12 protein-coding genes are annotated in these 17,702 nt (G+C 64.2%); 3 read left to right on the top strand and 9 right to left on the bottom strand.

The window, feature by feature from the left end:
* Nucleotides 1-257: 257 nt before the first annotated feature.
* Together recJ and ATY02_RS06655 are read right to left on the bottom strand one after the other, a co-directional pair.
* Nucleotides 258-1,967, bottom strand: coding sequence for a single-stranded-DNA-specific exonuclease RecJ (recJ, locus tag ATY02_RS06660; protein WP_068583646.1), 1,710 nt, complete (start codon nt 1,965-1,967; stop codon nt 258-260).
* Nucleotides 1,968-2,024: 57 nt separating this feature from the next.
* Nucleotides 2,025-2,567, bottom strand: a complete 543-nt coding sequence (locus ATY02_RS06655) for a YaeQ family protein (RefSeq protein WP_068583643.1) — start codon at nt 2,565-2,567, stop codon at nt 2,025-2,027.
* Between the two features lie 218 nt (nt 2,568-2,785).
* Between ATY02_RS06655 and ATY02_RS06650 the strand changes: the two genes are divergently transcribed.
* On the top strand, nt 2,786-4,522 hold the full coding sequence (locus ATY02_RS06650; protein WP_068583641.1) for a tetratricopeptide repeat protein: 1,737 nt from the start codon (nt 2,786-2,788) through the stop codon (nt 4,520-4,522).
* A gap of 24 nt (nt 4,523-4,546) precedes the next feature.
* On the opposite strand, the gene ATY02_RS06645 is transcribed toward ATY02_RS06650, so the two are convergent.
* The 6 genes from ATY02_RS06645 to ATY02_RS06620 form a co-directional block, all read right to left on the bottom strand.
* Complete coding sequence (locus ATY02_RS06645) at nt 4,547-5,236, bottom strand: phospholipase D-like domain-containing protein (RefSeq protein WP_068583638.1); 690 nt, start codon at nt 5,234-5,236, stop codon at nt 4,547-4,549.
* Between the two features lie 45 nt (nt 5,237-5,281).
* Nucleotides 5,282-10,429: a DNA repair ATPase gene (locus ATY02_RS06640; RefSeq protein WP_068583635.1), complete on the bottom strand. Its 5,148-nt coding sequence runs from the start codon at nt 10,427-10,429 to the stop codon at nt 5,282-5,284.
* Between the two features lie 149 nt (nt 10,430-10,578).
* The gene (locus ATY02_RS06635) at nt 10,579-12,651 is read right to left on the bottom strand and encodes a flotillin family protein (RefSeq protein ID WP_068583632.1); all 2,073 of its coding nucleotides are present in this window, start codon (nt 12,649-12,651) and stop codon (nt 10,579-10,581) included.
* A gap of 36 nt (nt 12,652-12,687) precedes the next feature.
* Complete coding sequence (locus ATY02_RS06630; protein ID WP_068583628.1) at nt 12,688-13,329, bottom strand: OB-fold-containig protein; 642 nt, start codon at nt 13,327-13,329, stop codon at nt 12,688-12,690.
* Between the two features lie 66 nt (nt 13,330-13,395).
* The gene (locus ATY02_RS06625) at nt 13,396-14,091 is read right to left on the bottom strand and encodes a PspA/IM30 family protein (RefSeq protein WP_068583625.1); all 696 of its coding nucleotides are present in this window, start codon (nt 14,089-14,091) and stop codon (nt 13,396-13,398) included.
* Nucleotides 14,092-14,106: 15 nt separating this feature from the next.
* Entirely contained in the window at nt 14,107-14,727 is a 621-nt protein-coding gene (locus tag ATY02_RS06620) for a YjfI family protein (protein WP_068583624.1), read from the bottom strand.
* 309 nt (nt 14,728-15,036) lie between these two features.
* Between ATY02_RS06620 and ATY02_RS06615 the strand changes: the two genes are divergently transcribed.
* Both ATY02_RS06615 and ATY02_RS06610 read left to right on the top strand, forming a co-directional pair.
* Complete coding sequence (locus ATY02_RS06615) at nt 15,037-16,236, top strand: CaiB/BaiF CoA transferase family protein (RefSeq protein ID WP_068583622.1); 1,200 nt, start codon at nt 15,037-15,039, stop codon at nt 16,234-16,236.
* Between the two features lie 40 nt (nt 16,237-16,276).
* Complete coding sequence (locus tag ATY02_RS06610) at nt 16,277-17,125, top strand: TIGR02285 family protein (protein WP_068583618.1); 849 nt, start codon at nt 16,277-16,279, stop codon at nt 17,123-17,125.
* Between the two features lie 167 nt (nt 17,126-17,292).
* Here the strand turns inward: ATY02_RS06610 and ATY02_RS06605 are convergent, their stop codons facing one another.
* The gene (locus tag ATY02_RS06605) at nt 17,293-17,580 is read right to left on the bottom strand and encodes a DUF3509 domain-containing protein (RefSeq protein WP_068583615.1); all 288 of its coding nucleotides are present in this window, start codon (nt 17,578-17,580) and stop codon (nt 17,293-17,295) included.
* Between the last annotated feature and the right edge of the window lie 122 nt (nt 17,581-17,702).

Raw genomic sequence — 17,702 nt, 5'->3', positions numbered from 1 at the left:
GAGTGACTGCGAAGTTGAAGCGCCCGCCCCCGCGGGAAGAGAAAAGGACAAAACGTCACAAGGCCAATCAGACAGTCCTAACAGACTAGTCGACAACATTGGCCGAAGCAGGGTTCCTGATCACTCGCCAAGCGAAAATCCCAGGCAGCGCTCCATGCCGCCGCTGCCGCAGGCTATGCATGACCGTGCAGCAGGCTTCTGCGGCCGCTGCGCGACCGGTCGCAACCTCGCAGGCTCGGCAGCGGCTACAGGGTGCGTCAGCGGGGCTCGATGTGGGCGATCATCAGTTGCACGGTTTCCTGGCCACGGAACTCGTTGAGGTCGAGTTTGTAGGCCAGCTCCACCCAGCGGATAGTCGGGTTGGGCCAGACTTCGCGATCGATGCCGAAGGCGATGCCGTCCAGCTTCAGCGAACCGCATTCGCTGCGCAGCACCACCTTCAGGTGGCGTTCGCCGACGATGCGCTGCTCCACCAGCTCGAACACCCCATGGAACATCGGCTCGGGAAAGTGCTGGCCCCAGGGGCCGGCATGGCGCAGGGCGCGGGCCAGTTCCAGGTGGAATTCCTCCACGGCCAGGGTGCCGTCCGACAGCAGGCGCCCGGTGAGGTCTTCCTCGTTGAGCTGACGCCGCACCTCCTCATCGAAAGCCTCGGCGAAGGCCGGGAAGTTCTGCTCCGGCAGCGACAGGCCGGCGGCCATGGCATGGCCACCGAACTTGCTAATCAGTTGTGGATGGCGGGCGGCCACCGCGTCCAGGGCGTCACGGATATGGAAGCCCGGCACCGAACGCGCCGAGCCCTTGAGCATGCCGTCGCCAGCGTCGGCAAAAGCGATGGTTGGCCGGTGGTAACGCTCCTTCAGGCGCGAGGCGAGGATTCCGATCACCCCCTGGTGCCAATCGGCATCGAACAGGCACAGGCCGAACGGCATCGATTCCACCGGCAGCTCCTTGAGCTGGGCCAGGGCTTCGCGCTGCATGCCCTGCTCGATGGACTTGCGGTCCTGGTTCAGCTCATCGAGCTGGGCGGCCATGGCCCTCGCCGCCGACGCATCGTCGCTGAGCAAGCACTCGATGCCCAGGCTCATGTCGTCCAAGCGCCCGGCGGCGTTCAGCCGAGGCCCGAGGATGAACCCCAGGTCGGTGGAGGTGATGCGCGAATGGTCGCGCTTGGCCACTTCCAGGATCGCCTTGAGCCCCGGCCGGGCGCGACCGGCGCGAATCCGCTCCAGGCCCTGGTGCACCAGGATGCGGTTGTTGGCATCCAGCGGCACCACGTCCGCCACGCTGCCCAGGGCCACCAGGTCCAGCAGCTCGCCGATATTCGGCTGCGGCCGGCTCTCGTAGCGGCCCAGGCTACGCAGCCGCGCACGCAGGGCCATCAGCACATAGAAGATCACCCCGACCCCGGCCAGGGCCTTGCTGGGAAACTCGCAGCCCGGCTGGTTGGGGTTGACGATGGCGTCCGCCGCTGGCAGCTCCGGGCCCGGCAAGTGGTGGTCGGTGACCAATACCTGCAAGCCCGCGGCCTTGGCTGCGGCCACGCCATCGACACTGGAGATGCCGTTGTCCACGGTGATCAGCAACTGCGGCTGGCGCTGCAGGGCCACCGCGACGATTTCCGGGGTCAGGCCGTAGCCGTACTCGAAGCGGTTGGGCACCAGGTAGTCGACATGGGCCGCGCCCAGCAGGCGCAGGCCCAGCAAGCCCACGGTACTGGCGGTAGCGCCGTCGGCGTCGAAGTCGCCGACGATGAGGATGCGCTGGCGCAGGTCCAGGGCGGTCACCAGCAGGTCCACCGCGGCGTCGATGCCCTTGAGCTGCTGGAACGGGATCAGCCGCGCCAGGCTCTTGTCCAGCTCATCCACCGTCTGCACGCCTCGGGCGGCGTAGAGACGGGTCAGCAACGGCGGCAGGTCGCCGAGAAAGGGCAGGACGGCGGGTAACTCACGGGGTTCGATACGCATGGGCTAACAGCAACTTCTCTTGGGGGACGGTGGGTCGTTCAGGAGCGGCGCGGGCAATCAGCCGCGCTCGCCCAGCAGCCATTCCAGCTGCACTTCATGCTGGCCGCGATCGTCGGTGACGAAGAGAGTGCCTTCGCTGATCATCACATCCCACTTGATCACCCGTGGCATGTCCTTGGCCAGGGTCTCCAGCACCTCCTGGGGCACGCCGGCGATATTGAGATTCTTCAGGTTCTTCACCGCGTCCACCACCCGGGTCTGCCAGACCCGCAGGCTGCCGTAGGCCAGGAGGCTGGTGCGCTCGGTACGGCGCGAGCACCAGGTCAGGCGCTCGGCGTCCGGCTGGCCGACTTCGATCCAGTGCAGCACGCGGTCATCCAGGCTCTTTTCCCACAGGGCCGGCTCGTCCACTTCCGACAGGCCGCGCCCGAACGACAGCTGCTCGTTGTACCAGAAGGCATAGGCCAGCAGGCGCACGGTCATGCGCTCTTCGGTTTCCGAAGGGTGGCGGGCGATGGTCTGCTTGACGCTTTCGTAGACCCCGCGGTCGAGGTCGGTCAGGTTCAGTTCGAATTTGTAGGTGGTGGACGGCTGGGCCATGTGCGGGCTTCTTGAGTATGCGAAAAGGCGGCAAGTCTAACCCGAAACCCGCCGCCCTGCCCGACCGCTGGCCCGCTGCCTGGCTCCAGGGCAACGCTCTCCCAGGTGCATGGCCTGGGTAAAGTCGGTTGCCAGGCCCGCCCCACGGCTTTATAACCCCCCGCGAGTCGGCAGGCGCGCTCCGCGCCAGAGCCGTAGCCCAGTAGAAAAGGAAGTCCATGACCCTCTTTGTCACCCTGCTTGTCATCGTGCTGATGTTCATCGCACTGATCTTGTACACCCGCCAGAAACTCGCAAAGTACAACCAAGGCCTGCCAGAGACTGGCGAGATCAGCGCCCAGATCGGCCAGACCCTGCTGCTGAGCAAGGCCGAACCGCTGCTGGCGCTGAAACTGGCAGAACGCCTGCCTGGCGAGGCCCAGCTACTGGCCTTGCAACTGGTGACCAGCGAACTCTATCTGGCAGGACAAAAGGCCCAGGCCCGGAAGGTGTACGAGCAACTGCCGCCTTACGCCCAGGAATACGCCCTCAATACCCTGGTCGAAACACTGCTCGACACTGGCCAGACCCAGGCGTGCCTGGAACTGTTGGATGCCTGGGAGCTGTCCCTGCCCAGCTGGCCGCTGCTGCAAGCCCAGATACTCCAGGCCCGTGGCGAACACGACCAGGCCCTGGTACTGCTCCAGGAACTGAGCGATCCACGACAGCCTGCCGCTCACGAACGCCAGAGCGTCGGCAACCTGCTGGTGCTCGCTCGCTTGCTGCATCAGGCCGGCCAGCAGGATGCCGCACAGGCCAGCCTCGAACAGGCCTGGACGGCGTTCGCGGAGTCCGATGAAAATTATCGCCAGAGCGTACTGCGCAGCCTGTTCGATGCGTGTGCGGCCCAAGGCCGGTTCGACTCGATCCTCACCCGGGCCGCAGCATTGCCCGCAGAAGAGCAGGCCCAGGCAATCGCCGCGCTGATCGGTGCCGGCCAACTGGACTCGGCCCTCGGCCTGTTGGCGGCACTGGGCAACGACCTCTACTACACCACGTACAGCGAACTGATGGACCTGGCCCTGGCACGGCCGTCGATCGACGATGCCGTGCGCCTGCTGGATAGCGCCCCGGACCTGCATCGTCATGGCCTGCTGCTGATCCTGTTGAACCACCTGGCCGCCCAAGGCCGGATGGCCGAAGCCGAAACCATGCTCCAGACCCTGGAGACAGAGCCGAGCCAGCATCCGGGGCTCATGCTCACTCTCTGCGAGCAGCACCATGCTGCACAACCGCAATGGAGCGAATCCTTGCTGGCCAAGGCCCTGCAACAGATCGATGGCTACCGGGACGACCACGACTTCTGGAGCGGCATGCGCATGCAGGCCCTGCAGACGCAGTTGCAGATCCAAAGCCGCCTGCCGGCCCATCGCCGGGACAGCTGGTTGGTGCGTAGCGGCCTGGAGGAAATGCACAAGCTGCGCCAGCAGCAAGAAGGCGAGCAGCAACTGCTCTGCCTTCGCGAACAGACCAGCCTGCTGCACGCCCTGGGCCAGACCGCACAGGCCAGGACGTTGCTGGAGCAGGCCCTGGAGCTGCTGGACAGCGACAGCCTGCCGGAGCTGGACGAGATGGATAAGACCTTCTACCTGGAGGATATCGCCAGCGCCTACCTGGACATCGACGAGGTGCAGCAGGCCCAAGCCCTGCAAGACCGCCTGAACGCCCTGGAGGCCGGTAGCCGGACCCTGGAAGAAGACCTGCTGCTCAACCACATCGAGCACCAGCGTTTTGCCGAAGCCATCGAGGCCCTGAACCTGAGCACCTTGCTCAGCGACAAGAAGCCCCTGTCACGCCTGTATCAAGCCCTGGAGGAGCTGCACCAGCGCTCCCCGGAGCGGGCCAGCGAACTCCAGCAACAGCTGATGGAGCGGTTTTCCAGCGAGTTGGCCTGGCGCCCCTCCCAGACGAGCTGACCGACAAGCTCCCGCTGCGCGCCTTCAACGAGGCGCGTAGCGCTCCCAGAGCTCGTTGAACTCCTTGAGGTAGCTGGCCACCAGTTGCGGGTGGTCGATCACCAGCAGGTTTTCCTCATTGCCGGTGGTGGCGCTGCGGGTCCAGTTGAAGCTGCCATTGAGCAAGGTGCGGCCATCGAACAGGGCGAACTTGTGGTGCATGTGGAACGGCGTGTCGTCGATCCGCACCGGCACTCCGGCCTCCCGTAGCGCAGCGATATCGCTGCCGACATCGAACTGCTTTTCACTGTCGCTGATCACCCGCACCGCCACGCCGCGCTGGTGGCAGGCGCGAATCTCGTCGCTCAGTTGGTCATCGGAAATGGTGAACACGCAGATATCCACCGAGGCGCGGGCCTGGCGGCACAGCTCGCGGATCTTGCGCCGGCAATCCTCGCCGGGGCTGAAGTGGGCGCTGGCCATGTCACGCACCGGCGCGACGTTGACATCCAGGGTCTTGACCACCTGCTCCAGCCATTTCAGGGCCGGCAGCACGTTGGCGCTGTCCGCCAGACTCAGCTCGCGCACCAGGTCAAAGGCGCGGTTGCGCAAGTAGCGCACCTGGTCGGCGCTGAGCTCGCTGCCCAGTTGGCGCAGCTCGTCGCGCTCCTCGTTGCTCAGTTTCAAGTCCAGCAGGCTGTCGCGCAGTTGCCGGTCCAGATGGGCGAAATCCATGTGGTTTTCCTTGGGCCGCCACCAGCGAACCGGTGGCTGGGCAGGCTAGGGTTGAGGGTCCTTGAGCGTCGGTACTTCACCATTGCTGAGCATGCGGCTCAGCTCATCGAGGCGCTGGGCGATATCGCCGATGCGCTGATGGCTGTGCAGGTCGACATCGATCTTCTTATGCATCACCTGAACCAGCGGCAGGAAGCTGCTCTGCAACTGCTCGGAGAGGCTCTCCAGCACCTCGCGCACCCTGTGCTGCTCCGTGGGCCGGGCCAGGCCACGAACCCCATCCACCAGGTCGTTGAGCTGGGCCACCACGCGGGTGCCGACATCGCTGTCGCTGCCGCCCATGGAGCGGTTGCGCACGAAGTCGCGCTTGATCTGCGTCCAGCGCTCGCCCTGCTCGGGGGTCTGGTTGCCACGCAGCTCGGCGAGCTTGAGCAGGTTCTCCTCGGCGCCGGTGGTCAGCAGCTGGGATTCGCCCTGGTAGTGGTCGGCGATCAGTTGCAGGAGTTCGGCATCGTTCATCACCGCCGAGATCTTCTCCGCCATCTTGTTCATGTTGCGGTAGCTGCCCTGCAGCTTGAACGGCGGCTCGGTGCGGTACTGGTCGGCCTGGGCGGCGCTGGCGATGTACTGCTGGTTGACCCGCAGCACCACGTCGCGCACCTGCATCAGGCGTTGCAGGGTGGTGGTGATCTCGTTGATCTCGGCACCGCTGTAGCTGTGGCTCAGCTCGTTACTGGAGAAGGCCTTGCCCTCGGCCTTGGCGACGAAACGGTAGACGTCGGCCATATCGCGGGTGGCCAGCGGCGCCAGTACCGGGTTGGAGGTCAGGCCGTTCTCGATGTAACTCAGGGAGAAGGCTTCCTGCATACCGCCCAGGGTGTCGCCGAGGTTATAGATGTCGGCCCGGTTAGCCAGCATGTCGGGGATCTTGAACACCTCGCCGGACTCGGTGTATGGGTTGCCCGACATCACCACGCAGAACTTCTTGCCGCGCATGTCGTAGGTCTTGGTCCCGCCCTTCCATACGCCTTCGATGCGCCGGGTGCCATCGCACAGCGAGATGAATTTCTGCAGGAACTCGGGATGGGTGTGCTGGATGTCGTCGACATAGAGCATCACGTTGTTGCCCATCTCCAGGGCCAGGTTGAGCTTCTCCAGCTCCTGGCGCGAAGTGGCGTCCGGCGCCTGGGCCGGGTCCAGGGACCGCACCTGGTGGCCCAGGGCCGGGCCGTTGATCTTCATGAAGATCAGGCCCAGGCGGTGGGCCACGTATTCCATCAGGGTGGTCTTGCCGTAGCCCGGTGGCGAAATCAGCATCAACAGGCCCATCAGGTCGGTGCGCTTGTTCTCGCCCACGGTGCCCATCTGCTTGGCCAGGTTGTCACCGATGAAGCCCAGGTAGACGTCGTTGATCAGCTTGTTGCGCACGAACGAGCTCAGTGGCCGTGGCTTGAACTCGCTCAAGCGCAGGGCCGAACGCTCACGAACGACGATGCCCTGGCGCAGGTTCTGGTAACGCTGCAGGCCTGGCAGGAAGGTTTCGCGATGAGCGCGCAGGCGGGCAAAGAAACCATCCACCGTCAGCGCCAGGCTGCGCTCCTCGATGCGCGGGTGCTCGCCCATCAGGTTGTCCACGGTGAAACGCAGGTCGACCTCGGTGAGCCGTCGGGCGCAGCCTTCGCCCAGCAGCGACAGCGCCACGGCCTCGAGCACGTAGCCGGCCAGTGGGGCGAACTCGCCCTCGGCGCACAAGGCCGCCAGCCAGTTGCCGGTCAACGCCCACTGCGCTGCGGGGCGCTCGGCCAGGCGCGCCAGGGCCTGCTGGTAGTCGTCCCACATCCGCGCGCCTTGCAGGCGCAGGGCCAGGGCCTCCTGCAATTGCCGGGCGTACTTGCTGAAGGTGAACTCCACGCGGTCCGCTGCCAGCTCCTGTACCAGGTATTCGGCGGCCTCGGGCAACAGCTCGGTGGACACGGCGAAGCCCTGAATCCGGTGCCAGTCTTCGAGGGCCACGAGGATTTCCGCCTGCAATTGCAGCAACCCCTCGCGCCGACCGAACAGCTGCTGGATGTGCCGGCTGGTACGGGCACGTTCCACCCATTGCCGGGGTTGCGGCTCGGCCTGCTGGCGGTCCCAGAAGAGCGCGGCAAAGGCCCGGGCCGCCGGGCCATAGGCCAACAGTCCGGCACTGTCGCGCAGGGGCAGCAATTGCAGGAGGATCGCCGCCGCGTCGTGGTCGTGGATGCCCTTCTCGTAGCCTTCCTTGTAGCGTGGCGCCGCGAAGTCGCGGATCACCCGGGCCAGTTCCTCAGGGTGGGCCAGCAGTGGCTTGAGGTTTTCCAGGCTCAGGCCTTCCTGGCCACGGTCCGCTGCGTCCAGCACCTGTCCGGCCAGGTACTCGGCGCGATACAGCTGTGGCGATTCCGACTCCAGGGCCACCTGCCAGAAGTCGCGCAGGGCTTCCAGCTCGGGGTCTTGCAGGGGCTCGAGGAAATCGGTGCCGGTCAGGTGCAGGTAGAGCTCGTCGCCCCGGGGCATCAGGGTCAGGTCCAGCTCCTGGGTGTTGACGCTGAAACGATGGCGCGGCCCCAGCTTGATGACATTGCCGCCTTCCTCGAACAGCTCGGTCTTGTCCCGCAGGGCGCGCACGGCCTGGTCCCGGGCGCCCTTGAGGCGCGCCTCGACGTCATCGGCCTTGACGCTGTCCTTGAGCTCGCGCAGGCGCTCGGCCAACTCCCGCAGCTTGAGGATCAGCGGGTCGGCGGCGAAGAACGCGTTGAGCTCCTCGGCCTGGGTGAAGCGGGCGGTGCGCCGGCCCAGGCTATCGAGAATCCGCCGCGCTGCGTCCAGCAGGCCCTGGGCCTTGCGCTGGCGCTCATCGAGCAGCGACTGCTTGTGGGCCTCGAAGGTTTCCAGCAACTCCTCGCGCTTGCCGAGGATGTCGCCGAGGAACTGCTCATGGTCGCCGAAGCGGCTTTCCAGCTCCTCCAGTTGCACCAGCAACCGTGACAGTTGCTCGTCGCAACGCTCGGGGTCCTGGGCCTGGGCCAGGGCGTTGGTGATGCCCTGGCTGAAGAGTTTGAACTGGGCACCGAACTGCGCCACGGTCTCGGTCGAGCCCAGGCCCTTGCGCCGCTGTTCGGCGCGGGCCTTGGCCTGGTTCAGCCGGGCGTAGATCTGCGAGATGGACTCGATGATCCGGGTGCGCTGGGTGGCATCGTCGATCTGCAGCGAAGCCATCAGGCTGGAGAGCATGTCCAGGTCGCCGGCCATGGCTTGCAGGGCACCCAGGGGCTCGCCGAGCTGGGCCACGGTCTCGGCCTTCTGGGCCTGGGCATCGAGGTTTTCCAGCTGGCTGACCAAGGGCAGCAGGGCCTGCTCGCTGGCCAGGAAGGTCGCGGTGCCAGCGGCGGTACGCTCCTGGGCCTTGAGCAGCTCGGCCTCCATGGCGTCGATGCGGACCACGTCGATATAGCGATAGTCGCGGATGGTCAGCAGCAGGCCGCGCTGGGCGGTGATGCCGTTCAGGGCATCGACGAAACTCTGTACCTGGTCCCAGCTGTCCACCAGCAAGCCATCGAGCAGGGCTTTCTGCTTGGCCTCGGCGGCCACCATGGCCTGCTCCGACTGGAGCCGGATGCTCTCGACCTTCTCGTATTCGTCCAGCACCAGTTCCGAGGTGGCGGCCACTTCGCGCAGCAGCGGCGCCAGGCCATCGAGCTCGGCGCTGCCCAGCCAGTGGTACACGTCGAACAGGCGCCGGGTGTTCTGGCACAGCAGCGAGTAGCGCTGGACCGAGACCGCCGGGGTGTCGATCTCGCGGCACAGGTCATAGAGATCGGAAACACTGCGCACCAGCTCGGCATTGCCGATGCGCCCCAGGAAGCCGCTGCGGGCCGGTTGCCGCGCGGCGTATTCTTCGGTGAAGAACGGGGTCTGCCAGACCTGCATCGGGTGGACCCGGGTCGGCTCGTCGCCCTCGGCGGCGAAGATCACCATGCGCCCGTCTTCCAGGCGCGCATAACCATGACCGAACAGCGGGTTCTGCAGCTGGCGGTTGATCATGTTGTAGGTCAGCAGTACCGAGCGCCCCTGCTCGGGGTGGTAGAAGATGTACTGCACATCTTCACCATTGGGCGAACGGACCGAGCGCTTGAAGCGCATGCCTTCCATGGACTGCTCGAAGGTCTTGTACTCGCCGCTTTGCAGGTAGTAGCCACCGGGGAAGATGATCCCGTGGTCCTCCGGCAGCTGGACGCAGGCCAGGCCCATGGCGTCGATGCGCTCCACCTGGCGGGTCAGGCTGTTGAACACCAGGTAGCGCCAGTGCTCCTCGCGATACGGCAGCACCTTGAGCAGGATCAGGCTGCCCAGGCGGGCGAACTCGATCTGCGAGTCGTCCAGGGACTGGGTCTTGTCCAGTACCTCTTCACGGTAGATGCCCAGGCCCGACTCGGTATTGTTCTCGACCTTGATGGTCAGGTCGCCGCCGATGGTCTCGACGAACACCGTGTCGAGGATGTTCAGGTGCGGGAAACGGCCCTCGACCACCATCTCGCGGGTGGCCTTCTTCCATTCGAAATCGAAGGGTGCCGGCAGGGCGATGTCCCGTTCACCACGGTTGTCGATGTAGCGCACGTCCCGGCCATCCGCCGAGATCGACCAGCGGAACACCCGCACATCGGTGACTCGCTCGCCGATCTGGAAACTGGCCAGGAGCTTGCCATCGCGAATCGCCAGCTGCAGCAGGCGGGTGTTCTTGTAATAGGTGTACAGCTCGTTGAAATCGTTGAGGAAGCCCTGGGCCCCCAGGAAACTGCCTTCCAGGGGCACGGACTCGGCTTCGTAGCCCTCGCCCTCCTCCACCAGCCGGTACAGGGAAAACACGTCGGCGACGCTGGTTTCCTTCTTCAGGCCCATGAACACGTTGTAGCCAAACAACAGGCAGTCGCCGACCTGGACGATGTCCCGGGCGATGCAGTTGTTCTCGGTGCGGATGCGCGCCCGCCCGACCACTTCCATGCGGCTGTTGCCGAACTCGTCCAGACGCTTCTGGTTGAGGCTGTCCGTGGTGGTGCGCAGGCGTTGGCCCTGGTCCTGCAGGCGCTTTTGCAGCACCTCATAGGCGCCGCCTTCGGCGACAGCCTTGTCCAATACGTCCTGCGGGGGAGTTGCGACTTGAGCGTCCGACATCGTGGCCTTCCTGGATCTACGGCGGTGTGCAAAAAAAGCGGGAGCCTGGAACCCGGCTCCCGGTACCCGGACTCAACCCCTGGAGCCCACCCGGTAGCCGCTGCCCAAGACAGCGGCTACCGGTGCATCAGCAGGTGAGTTCAGGTATTTCAGGCTTCGGCAGAGGGTGCCTCGACCTTGCGCGCGGCGGCGGCAGCCAGCTCGGCGGCTACGGCCGGTGCGGTCTTGCCGTTGAGCAGGCGTGCCAGGACGTCCTGGACCACCGGGCTCTTGCCCACCACGCCCTCGATGGCCTTGCCCACCGACAGCGACTTGGCGAAGGAGTTGAAGAAGTCGCCCTCGCCTCCGACGATCTCGATCTTGGCCTTGCTGAGGGCGGCGGACAGCACTTCGGCCTGCTCCTTGGCGATGTCCTTGTTGGCGGCGATGGCGGCCATCGCTTCCTCGAAGTTCTTCTCCAGTTGCATGCGGAACTCTTCGTGCTGGCGAGCGCTGTCGCTGAGGGCATCCAGGGCACCGAACTTCTTGCCCAGGCCTTCGGCCTCGGCGTTCAGGCGCTGCAGCAGCACTTCGGCTTCGGCCGAACCCAGGTCCTTGGTGGCCTTGGCCTTGGCCGCGCCCAGCTGTTCCTCACCGCGTGCCTGGGCACCGAGTTTCTCTTCCAGGACCTTGGCGTCGGCCAGGCCGTCTTTTTCCTTGGCAGCAGCCTGGGCTTCCAGCACCCGAGCGTCGGCCAAGCCTTTTTCCTGGTCGCCACGGGCCTCGGCGATCAACTGCTCGGCACGTACCCGGGCCAGGGCCAGGCCTTCTTTCTCCTGGGCTGCAGCGGAGACTTCCAGCACCCGCGCATCGGCCAGGCCAGGCGCTGCGCGCTCGGCTTCCAGGCCTTCGGCCAGGCGCTTCTTGGCCTCGGCCTGCTTGGCCGCGGCTTCCAGCTCGGCCTGGGCCAGGTTGTTGATTTCCACGGCCTTGTGCTTGGAACGGGTTTCGTCAGCTTCGGCCTGCTTGACCTGGCGCACCAGGTCCTGCTCGGCTTCGGCCTGGGCCTGGATCACCACCACCTGCTTGGCGCGCTCGGCTTCGGACACATCGCGCACTTCCTTGATCCGCTCTTCTTCCTGGGCCACGGTCTTCTCGACCGCCACGCGCTCGCGGATCACCGTGGCGATGTTCTTGCGCTGTTCTTCCAGGGCCTTTTCCTTCTCGATGCGCTGCAACTCCACTTCGCGCTCGCGGGCCACCACTTCCAGGTCCTTGGCGCGGGTGACTTTCTCCACCTCGATGACCACGGCACGCTGGCGGTTCTGCTGGGCCACTTCGACTTCGCGCTGGTGGTTCTCGGTGCGCACGTCGATTTCCTGCTGGGACTGGATCCGCGCCTGCTCGGCCTTCAGCCGCTCTTCTTCCTTGACCTTGGCGGTCTCGGCTTCCTCGCGGGCACGAATGGTCTCGATCTCGCGCTTCTGCCGGGCCTCGGCATCGGCCTGCTGGCGTTCCAGGGCCAGGGATGCCTCGCGGGTCTCGACGTTCTTCTTCTGGATCGCCAGCTCCTGGTTGCGCTCCAGCTCGTTGGTGATGACGTTCTGGGTCGCGGTCAGCTCGGTGATCTTGCGGATACCCTCGGCGTCGAGGATGTTGCTCGGGTCCAGGGAATGCTTGGCGGTTTGCTCCAGGTAGTCGATGGCCACGTCTTCGAGCACATAACCGTTAAGGTCGTTGCCAATGATCTCGATGATCCGATCGCGGAAGTCCTGGCGGTTCTCGAACAGCTGGACGAAGTCGAACTGCTTGCCCACGGTCTTCAGGGCTTCGGAGAACTTGGCGTTGAACAGCTCATTGACCGCCGCACGATCGGAGGCACGGTCGACGCCGATGGCCTTGGCCACCTTGAGCACGTCTTCCTGGGTTTCGTTGACCCGCAGGTAGAAGGCCACGGTGATGTCGGCACGCATGTTGTCGCGGCAGATCAGCCCGTCCTTGGCCCGACGATCGACCTCCAGGGTGATCAGCGAGATACGCATGAATTCCTTGAGGTGGATCACCGGATACACCAGGGCACCGGTGAAATGCACCTTGGGCGTGGAAGACATGTCGTTGACGATCAGGGCTGTGCCCTGGGGGACCTTGATGTAGAAGGCCTTGAACAGGGCCAGCAGGCCGAAGACCACCAGGACGACAAGGCCGAGCCCGAGCAGGATGGGCAGCAGCGACGGTAAGTTCATGCAATCAATCTCCTTTGATTCTGAGGGAGTCCGGGCTCAGAGGCCGCGAAACTCGTCCTCGGTAATGACCCGATAGGCGTGTTGCGCCTCCAGATACTCCAGCAACACGACTCGGTCGCCGCGTTTGAATGCCCGCGCCTCATCGGCACGCACCCGCAGGATCAGCCCCGCGCCACCATCCTCGAGCACGGCTTCGCCATGCTCCAGGGTGACTCGGCCACTGCGCACTACGGCAGTCTGCCCCAGCACCGACTTGCTGCTGGTGGCTTCCATCTTGTGAAACAGCGGGCGCAACGGAGCACAGATCGCCGCACTGACGGGCGCCGCCAGGAACAGTGCGAGCACCGCCAGCAGCAGGCCCAGGGGATAGCGCAGCCAACCCAGGGGCAACTGGCTGAAAATGTAGAGTTCGGTGAAATACGTCAGGAACCAGCTGAAGAACATCAGCAGGGTCAGCACCAGGGTGACCGGTACGCCGTTGAGCTTGAACTTGATCAGCAGCCCGGCCAGGCCTTCGGTGGTGTGGGCGCCGTCGAGCAGCGAGTCGGCCTCGAAATCCAGGAGGTCCACCTCGAGCAACCCCATGGCGACCACGGCCCAGTAGATCACTGCCAGGCAGAGCATGAAGCTGAACAGCACCGTGGGGAACGACAAGACTGTCCGCAGGAAGATTTCCATTGCTTTCCTATCCCTGAAAAAGCCGGGCAAGGCCCATCGGCCCCGCCCCTGACACACAACGATGAATCAGGACTTGCTACGGTCCTTCAAACGCGCCAGCACGTTGTCGGCACTGGTGCTGCCGGCGACGATTCCGGCTTCGCGCAGCTTGGCATCCAGGGCATCGTCCGGGTTGCCAGTGCTGGCCAGTTCGGCCGCGGCTTCCATTTTCGCCGCGCGCTCGGCCTGCTTCTGCTTGATCCGCTCCAGCGACTCCACCGCGGTGTGCAGCTTGCTCTGCGAGCCGCCATAGCGCTGGGCTACGGCCTGCTGGGCCTTCTGCACGCTTTCGGTAGCCTTTACGGTATCGACCTGTTGTTTCAAATGCTTAATGTTGCCTTCGGCCTGGGTCACGGCCTTGCGCAACTGGGCGACGCTGGCGGCGAAACCGTCGGCCTGCTCGCGCTCCACCACCAGGTCGTTTTCCAGGTTGGCGATCTTCTGCGCCACTTCCTGGGCCAGGCTTTCATTGCCTGCTTCCAGGGCCTTGAGCGCATAGCTCTCGTATTCGGCGACCTTGGACGCGGTGGCGTCGGCGCGCTCGGCGGCGAGTTTCTGCCGGGCCATGATCTCGGCCAGGGCCTCCTTGGACTTGCGCAGTTCCTGGTCGGCGTCGCGGATTTCCTGATCGAGAATCCGCAGTGCCTGGCTGTCCACCAGGGCTTCGCCCGCCTCGTTGGCGCCACCGCGCAGGGCAGTGAGCAGCTTGCTCCATACGTTCATGTGCATTCCTCCAGGTCAGGCCTGAGCCTTCAGGTAGCCTTCATAGGCCTCGGTGGCCCTGATCACGTTGCCGGCCAGGGTTTCGATCTCGTAGAGCACATTGGAGAGGATCGAGGTGGCGCTCAGGGCGCCGAACATCATGTAGAAACGCTCGCCTCCAGGGCCTGTCTCCAGGCCAATGCTCGACAACGGGAAGAGTTGGCGACTGAGCAGCACTTCCTCGTTGAACGCGGCTACGTCGGTGACTTCGCTCTGCGGCCAGAGCAGTGCTTCCACCAGGATCTGCTCGCCGGACACGGCGACGAACAACGGCAGGTCGCCGTACTCGCGCATGGTCACGTGCAAGCTCGGCTCGGCGCCTTCGAGCAACTCGACGCTGGCTTCACCGCCAGTGAACAACTCGGTGGCCGCCAGGGCCTGGCACAGCGATCGGGCATTCCAGATCTGCGGCATGCTCATTTCTCCATCCTTTTCCACAGAAACCAGCCCCTCGCAGGGCTGGCGCAGTTGGCGTTCAACCGCCAGCAACGCCTTGGCGTTCTCCGGCAGTATCCAGACTTCCTTTTTCACCAGGCCCTGGTCACGCAGGCGCTGGCGGAATAAACGTTGGTAATGGGCTGAGGATTTGTTTTCCATGGCGCACAGACTAAAACATCACATGTAATATTCGCAATTCATCACATGTAATTTATATGAAGGGTATTTGTAACAAAATCATTCAGAATGAAACATCACCCCACGCCCTCAAAAACCCTGACAGGCACAGATCGTCCAGGCGTGACATTTCATTCAAGCGCGTCATTAGACCCGCTCGCCCAGCGGATGAGAAGCACAATCATTGGCACACCCGTGCCGAAAAAATACCTCCAGGCAGCAGCCTGACCGCTGCCTTAATGCCGACCAATGGTCTAGGCTAGGCGGATTTTCCAGCCCAGCGGACGCCTCATGAACAGTCTCAGCAAGCCCCTCGCCGGATTGAAAGTGATCGAACTCGGCACCTTGATCGCCGGCCCTTTCGCCTCGCGCATCTGTGCCGAGTTCGGCGCCGAGGTGATCAAGGTGGAGTCCCCGGACGGCGGCGATCCGCTGCGTAAATGGCGCAAGCTCTATGAAGGCACTTCGCTGTGGTGGTTCGTGCAGGCGCGCAACAAGAAGTCCTTGACCCTCAACCTCAAGCACCCCGACGGCCAGGCGATCCTCAAGCAACTGCTGGGCGAGGCGGACATCCTGATCGAGAACTTCCGCCCCGGTGTGCTGGAGAAGCTCGGCCTGGGCTGGGACGTGCTGCACGCCCTGAACCCCAAGCTGGTGATGGTGCGCCTGTCAGGCTTCGGCCAGACCGGGCCGATGAAGGACCAGCCCGGCTTCGGTGCCGTAGGCGAGTCCATGGGCGGGCTGCGCTATATCACCGGCTTCGAGGATCGTCCGCCAGTGCGCACCGGGATTTCCATCGGCGACTCCATCGCCGCCCTGTGGGGCGTGATCGGCGCCCTGATGGCCCTGCGTCATCGCGAAGTCAACGGCGGCCTCGGGCAGGTGGTGGACGTGGCGCTGTACGAAGCGATCTTCGCCATGATGGAAAGCATGGTTCCGGAGTTCGATGTGTTCGGTTTCATCCGCGAGCGTACCGGCAACATCATGCCCGGCATCACCCCCTCCTCCATCCACACCAGCGCCGACGGCCGCCATGTACAGATCGGTGCCAATGGCGACGCGATCTTCAAGCGCTTCATGTTGATCATCGGCCGCGAGGACCTGGCCAACGACCCGACCCTGGCCAGCAATGACGGGCGCGACAACCGTCGCGACGAACTCTACGGCGTGATCGATCGCTGGGTGGCCTCCCTGCCCCTGGAGCAGGTGCTGGAGCGCCTGAACCAGGCCGAAGTACCAGCCAGCCGCATTTTCAGCGCCGAAGATATGTTCCACGACCCGCAGTTCCTGGCCCGGGAAATGTTCCTCCAGGCCAAGTTGCCGGACGGCAAGCCCTTCAAGATGCCGGGGATCGTGCCCAAGCTCTCGCAAACCCCGGGCAGCACCGAGTGGGTCGGGCCGCAACTGGGCGAACATTCAAGCGAAGTTCTGACGGGCCTGGGCTACAGCGCCGAACAGATCCGCGACTTGCGCAGCAGCGGAGCGATCTGAACTGGACCGCCAGCGCACCAGAAGCGGCCGCTGGCGGGCGATGCCATTGGCGCTACTGCTGCTCTGGCTGCCCAGCCCTCCGGGCCACGCAGAGATGCTGACCTGGCTGCTGCGAGACCTGCCACCGCTGAGCATTTTCGAAGGCGAGCAAAAAGGCCAGGGCGTGGTCGACCTGCTCATGCCACGGCTGATGGCCGAACTGCCGGAGTACCAGCACGAACTGGTAAGGGTCAACCGTGCACGGGGCCTGCAGATGCTCCGTGAACCCAGTTTCACGTGCGACCCATCGCTGCTCTGGAGCAAGGAGCGGGCGCAATGGGTGACCTACTCCATCACCAGCGTTCGAGTCCTGAGCAACGGCCTGGCGGTCCGCCGCGCCGATCGCGCGTCACTGGCGCAGTTCATCCAGGACGGCAAGGTCGACCTGCCGGCCCTGCTCGCCAGTGGCAAGAGCCCGCTTGGAGTGGTCGCCGAACGCAGCTACGGCCAGCAACTCGACAAGCTGCTGCAACAGGTCCCCGAAAGCAGTATTCGCGCCCACTACGGCAACGATGCCCTGGGCAGCCTGCTGCAGATGCAGCGCCTGGGACGCCTGCAATGGCTACTGGGCTATTGGCCGGAAATCCGCTACCAGGCCACGCAGCAAGGCATCGACCCGCAGGACCTGCTTTTCTATCCGATCCAGGGAACCGACAAGTACCAGGAGTTGCACATCGGCTGCTCCAATACCCCCCAGGGCCAACAAGCCATCACTCGGATCGACCAGGCCCTGCTCAAGCTGCGCGAAGACTTCCTGGTGGAGCGGTATGCCGCCTGGCTGGAGCCGGGACTTCGCGATGAGTACCGCGCCGACGCCCGGGCGTTTTTCCAGAGCCACGAGGGCCGCTGATTAAACGCCGGGCAAAAGAAACCCCGAGAAGTGGGGAAGCGACTCGGGGTTAAACGTGGTCTATACGACCCGTACCAACAGGTTGGCAAGCATCGGAGCAAAATGCCTGTTCCTGATGGCAATGACTCTGACTAACGGGATTGACGGAAGGTTCCGTGAAAATCCGTTCATGTGCGATGTTCGAATGCCTTGCCTTCGGCGGCATGGCGCAATGCAGCGATCACGCAGGGCTCCAGCCGGCCTTCGGCAATCAGTACATCCCGATGCAGGCCGTCTACGACATCGGTCAGCAAACGCTTGTCGGTCAGCTGGGCCTGGTTGACTTCCCGCTCCACCACCAGGGTTCCCGAGGTATCGCTCAAGCTCACCAGGCACTCGCCATGGGCTCCGCAGGGGGTCAGGGCTACCTGGTACGGACTCAGTGCCTCGCTCAACAAAAGACTGATACTTTCCATCTAGATCACCACTCAATAGCTCGAATTAAGGTTCGAAAACAAAAATGTCGGTAGCTTTCTGACATTCAAGTGACCGTTGCTCAGAGAGGAAAGTTCGTCACACCTACAGCTACCGATCTGAG

The sequence above is a fragment of the Pseudomonas sp. BIOMIG1BAC genome (assembly GCF_001705995.2).
GTDB classification, from domain to species: Bacteria; Pseudomonadota; Gammaproteobacteria; order Pseudomonadales; family Pseudomonadaceae; genus Aquipseudomonas; species Aquipseudomonas sessilinigenes.
The sequence above is the reverse complement of the archived record's forward strand: the minus strand, read 5'-3'. Positions and strand labels throughout refer to the sequence as shown.

Excerpts from the sequence above, each read along its gene's own strand:
- ATY02_RS06655 (WP_068583643.1), bottom strand. The coding sequence starts at position 2,567 with ATGGCCCAGCCGTCCACCACCTACAAATTCGAACTGAACCTGACCGAC.
- recJ (WP_068583646.1), bottom strand. The coding sequence starts at position 1,967 with ATGCGTATCGAACCCCGTGAGTTACCCGCCGTCCTGCCCTTTCTCGGC.
- ATY02_RS06610 (WP_068583618.1), top strand. The coding sequence starts at position 16,277 with ATGCCATTGGCGCTACTGCTGCTCTGGCTGCCCAGCCCTCCGGGCCAC.
- ATY02_RS06630 (WP_068583628.1), bottom strand. The coding sequence starts at position 13,329 with ATGGAAATCTTCCTGCGGACAGTCTTGTCGTTCCCCACGGTGCTGTTC.
- ATY02_RS06640 (WP_068583635.1), bottom strand. The coding sequence starts at position 10,429 with ATGTCGGACGCTCAAGTCGCAACTCCCCCGCAGGACGTATTGGACAAG.
- ATY02_RS06645 (WP_068583638.1), bottom strand. The coding sequence starts at position 5,236 with ATGGATTTCGCCCATCTGGACCGGCAACTGCGCGACAGCCTGCTGGAC.
- ATY02_RS06650 (WP_068583641.1), top strand. The coding sequence starts at position 2,786 with ATGACCCTCTTTGTCACCCTGCTTGTCATCGTGCTGATGTTCATCGCA.
- ATY02_RS06625 (WP_068583625.1), bottom strand. The coding sequence starts at position 14,091 with ATGAACGTATGGAGCAAGCTGCTCACTGCCCTGCGCGGTGGCGCCAAC.
- ATY02_RS06615 (WP_068583622.1), top strand. The coding sequence starts at position 15,037 with ATGAACAGTCTCAGCAAGCCCCTCGCCGGATTGAAAGTGATCGAACTC.
- ATY02_RS06605 (WP_068583615.1), bottom strand. The coding sequence starts at position 17,580 with ATGGAAAGTATCAGTCTTTTGTTGAGCGAGGCACTGAGTCCGTACCAG.
- ATY02_RS06620 (WP_068583624.1), bottom strand. The coding sequence starts at position 14,727 with ATGGAAAACAAATCCTCAGCCCATTACCAACGTTTATTCCGCCAGCGC.
- ATY02_RS06635 (WP_068583632.1), bottom strand. The coding sequence starts at position 12,651 with ATGAACTTACCGTCGCTGCTGCCCATCCTGCTCGGGCTCGGCCTTGTC.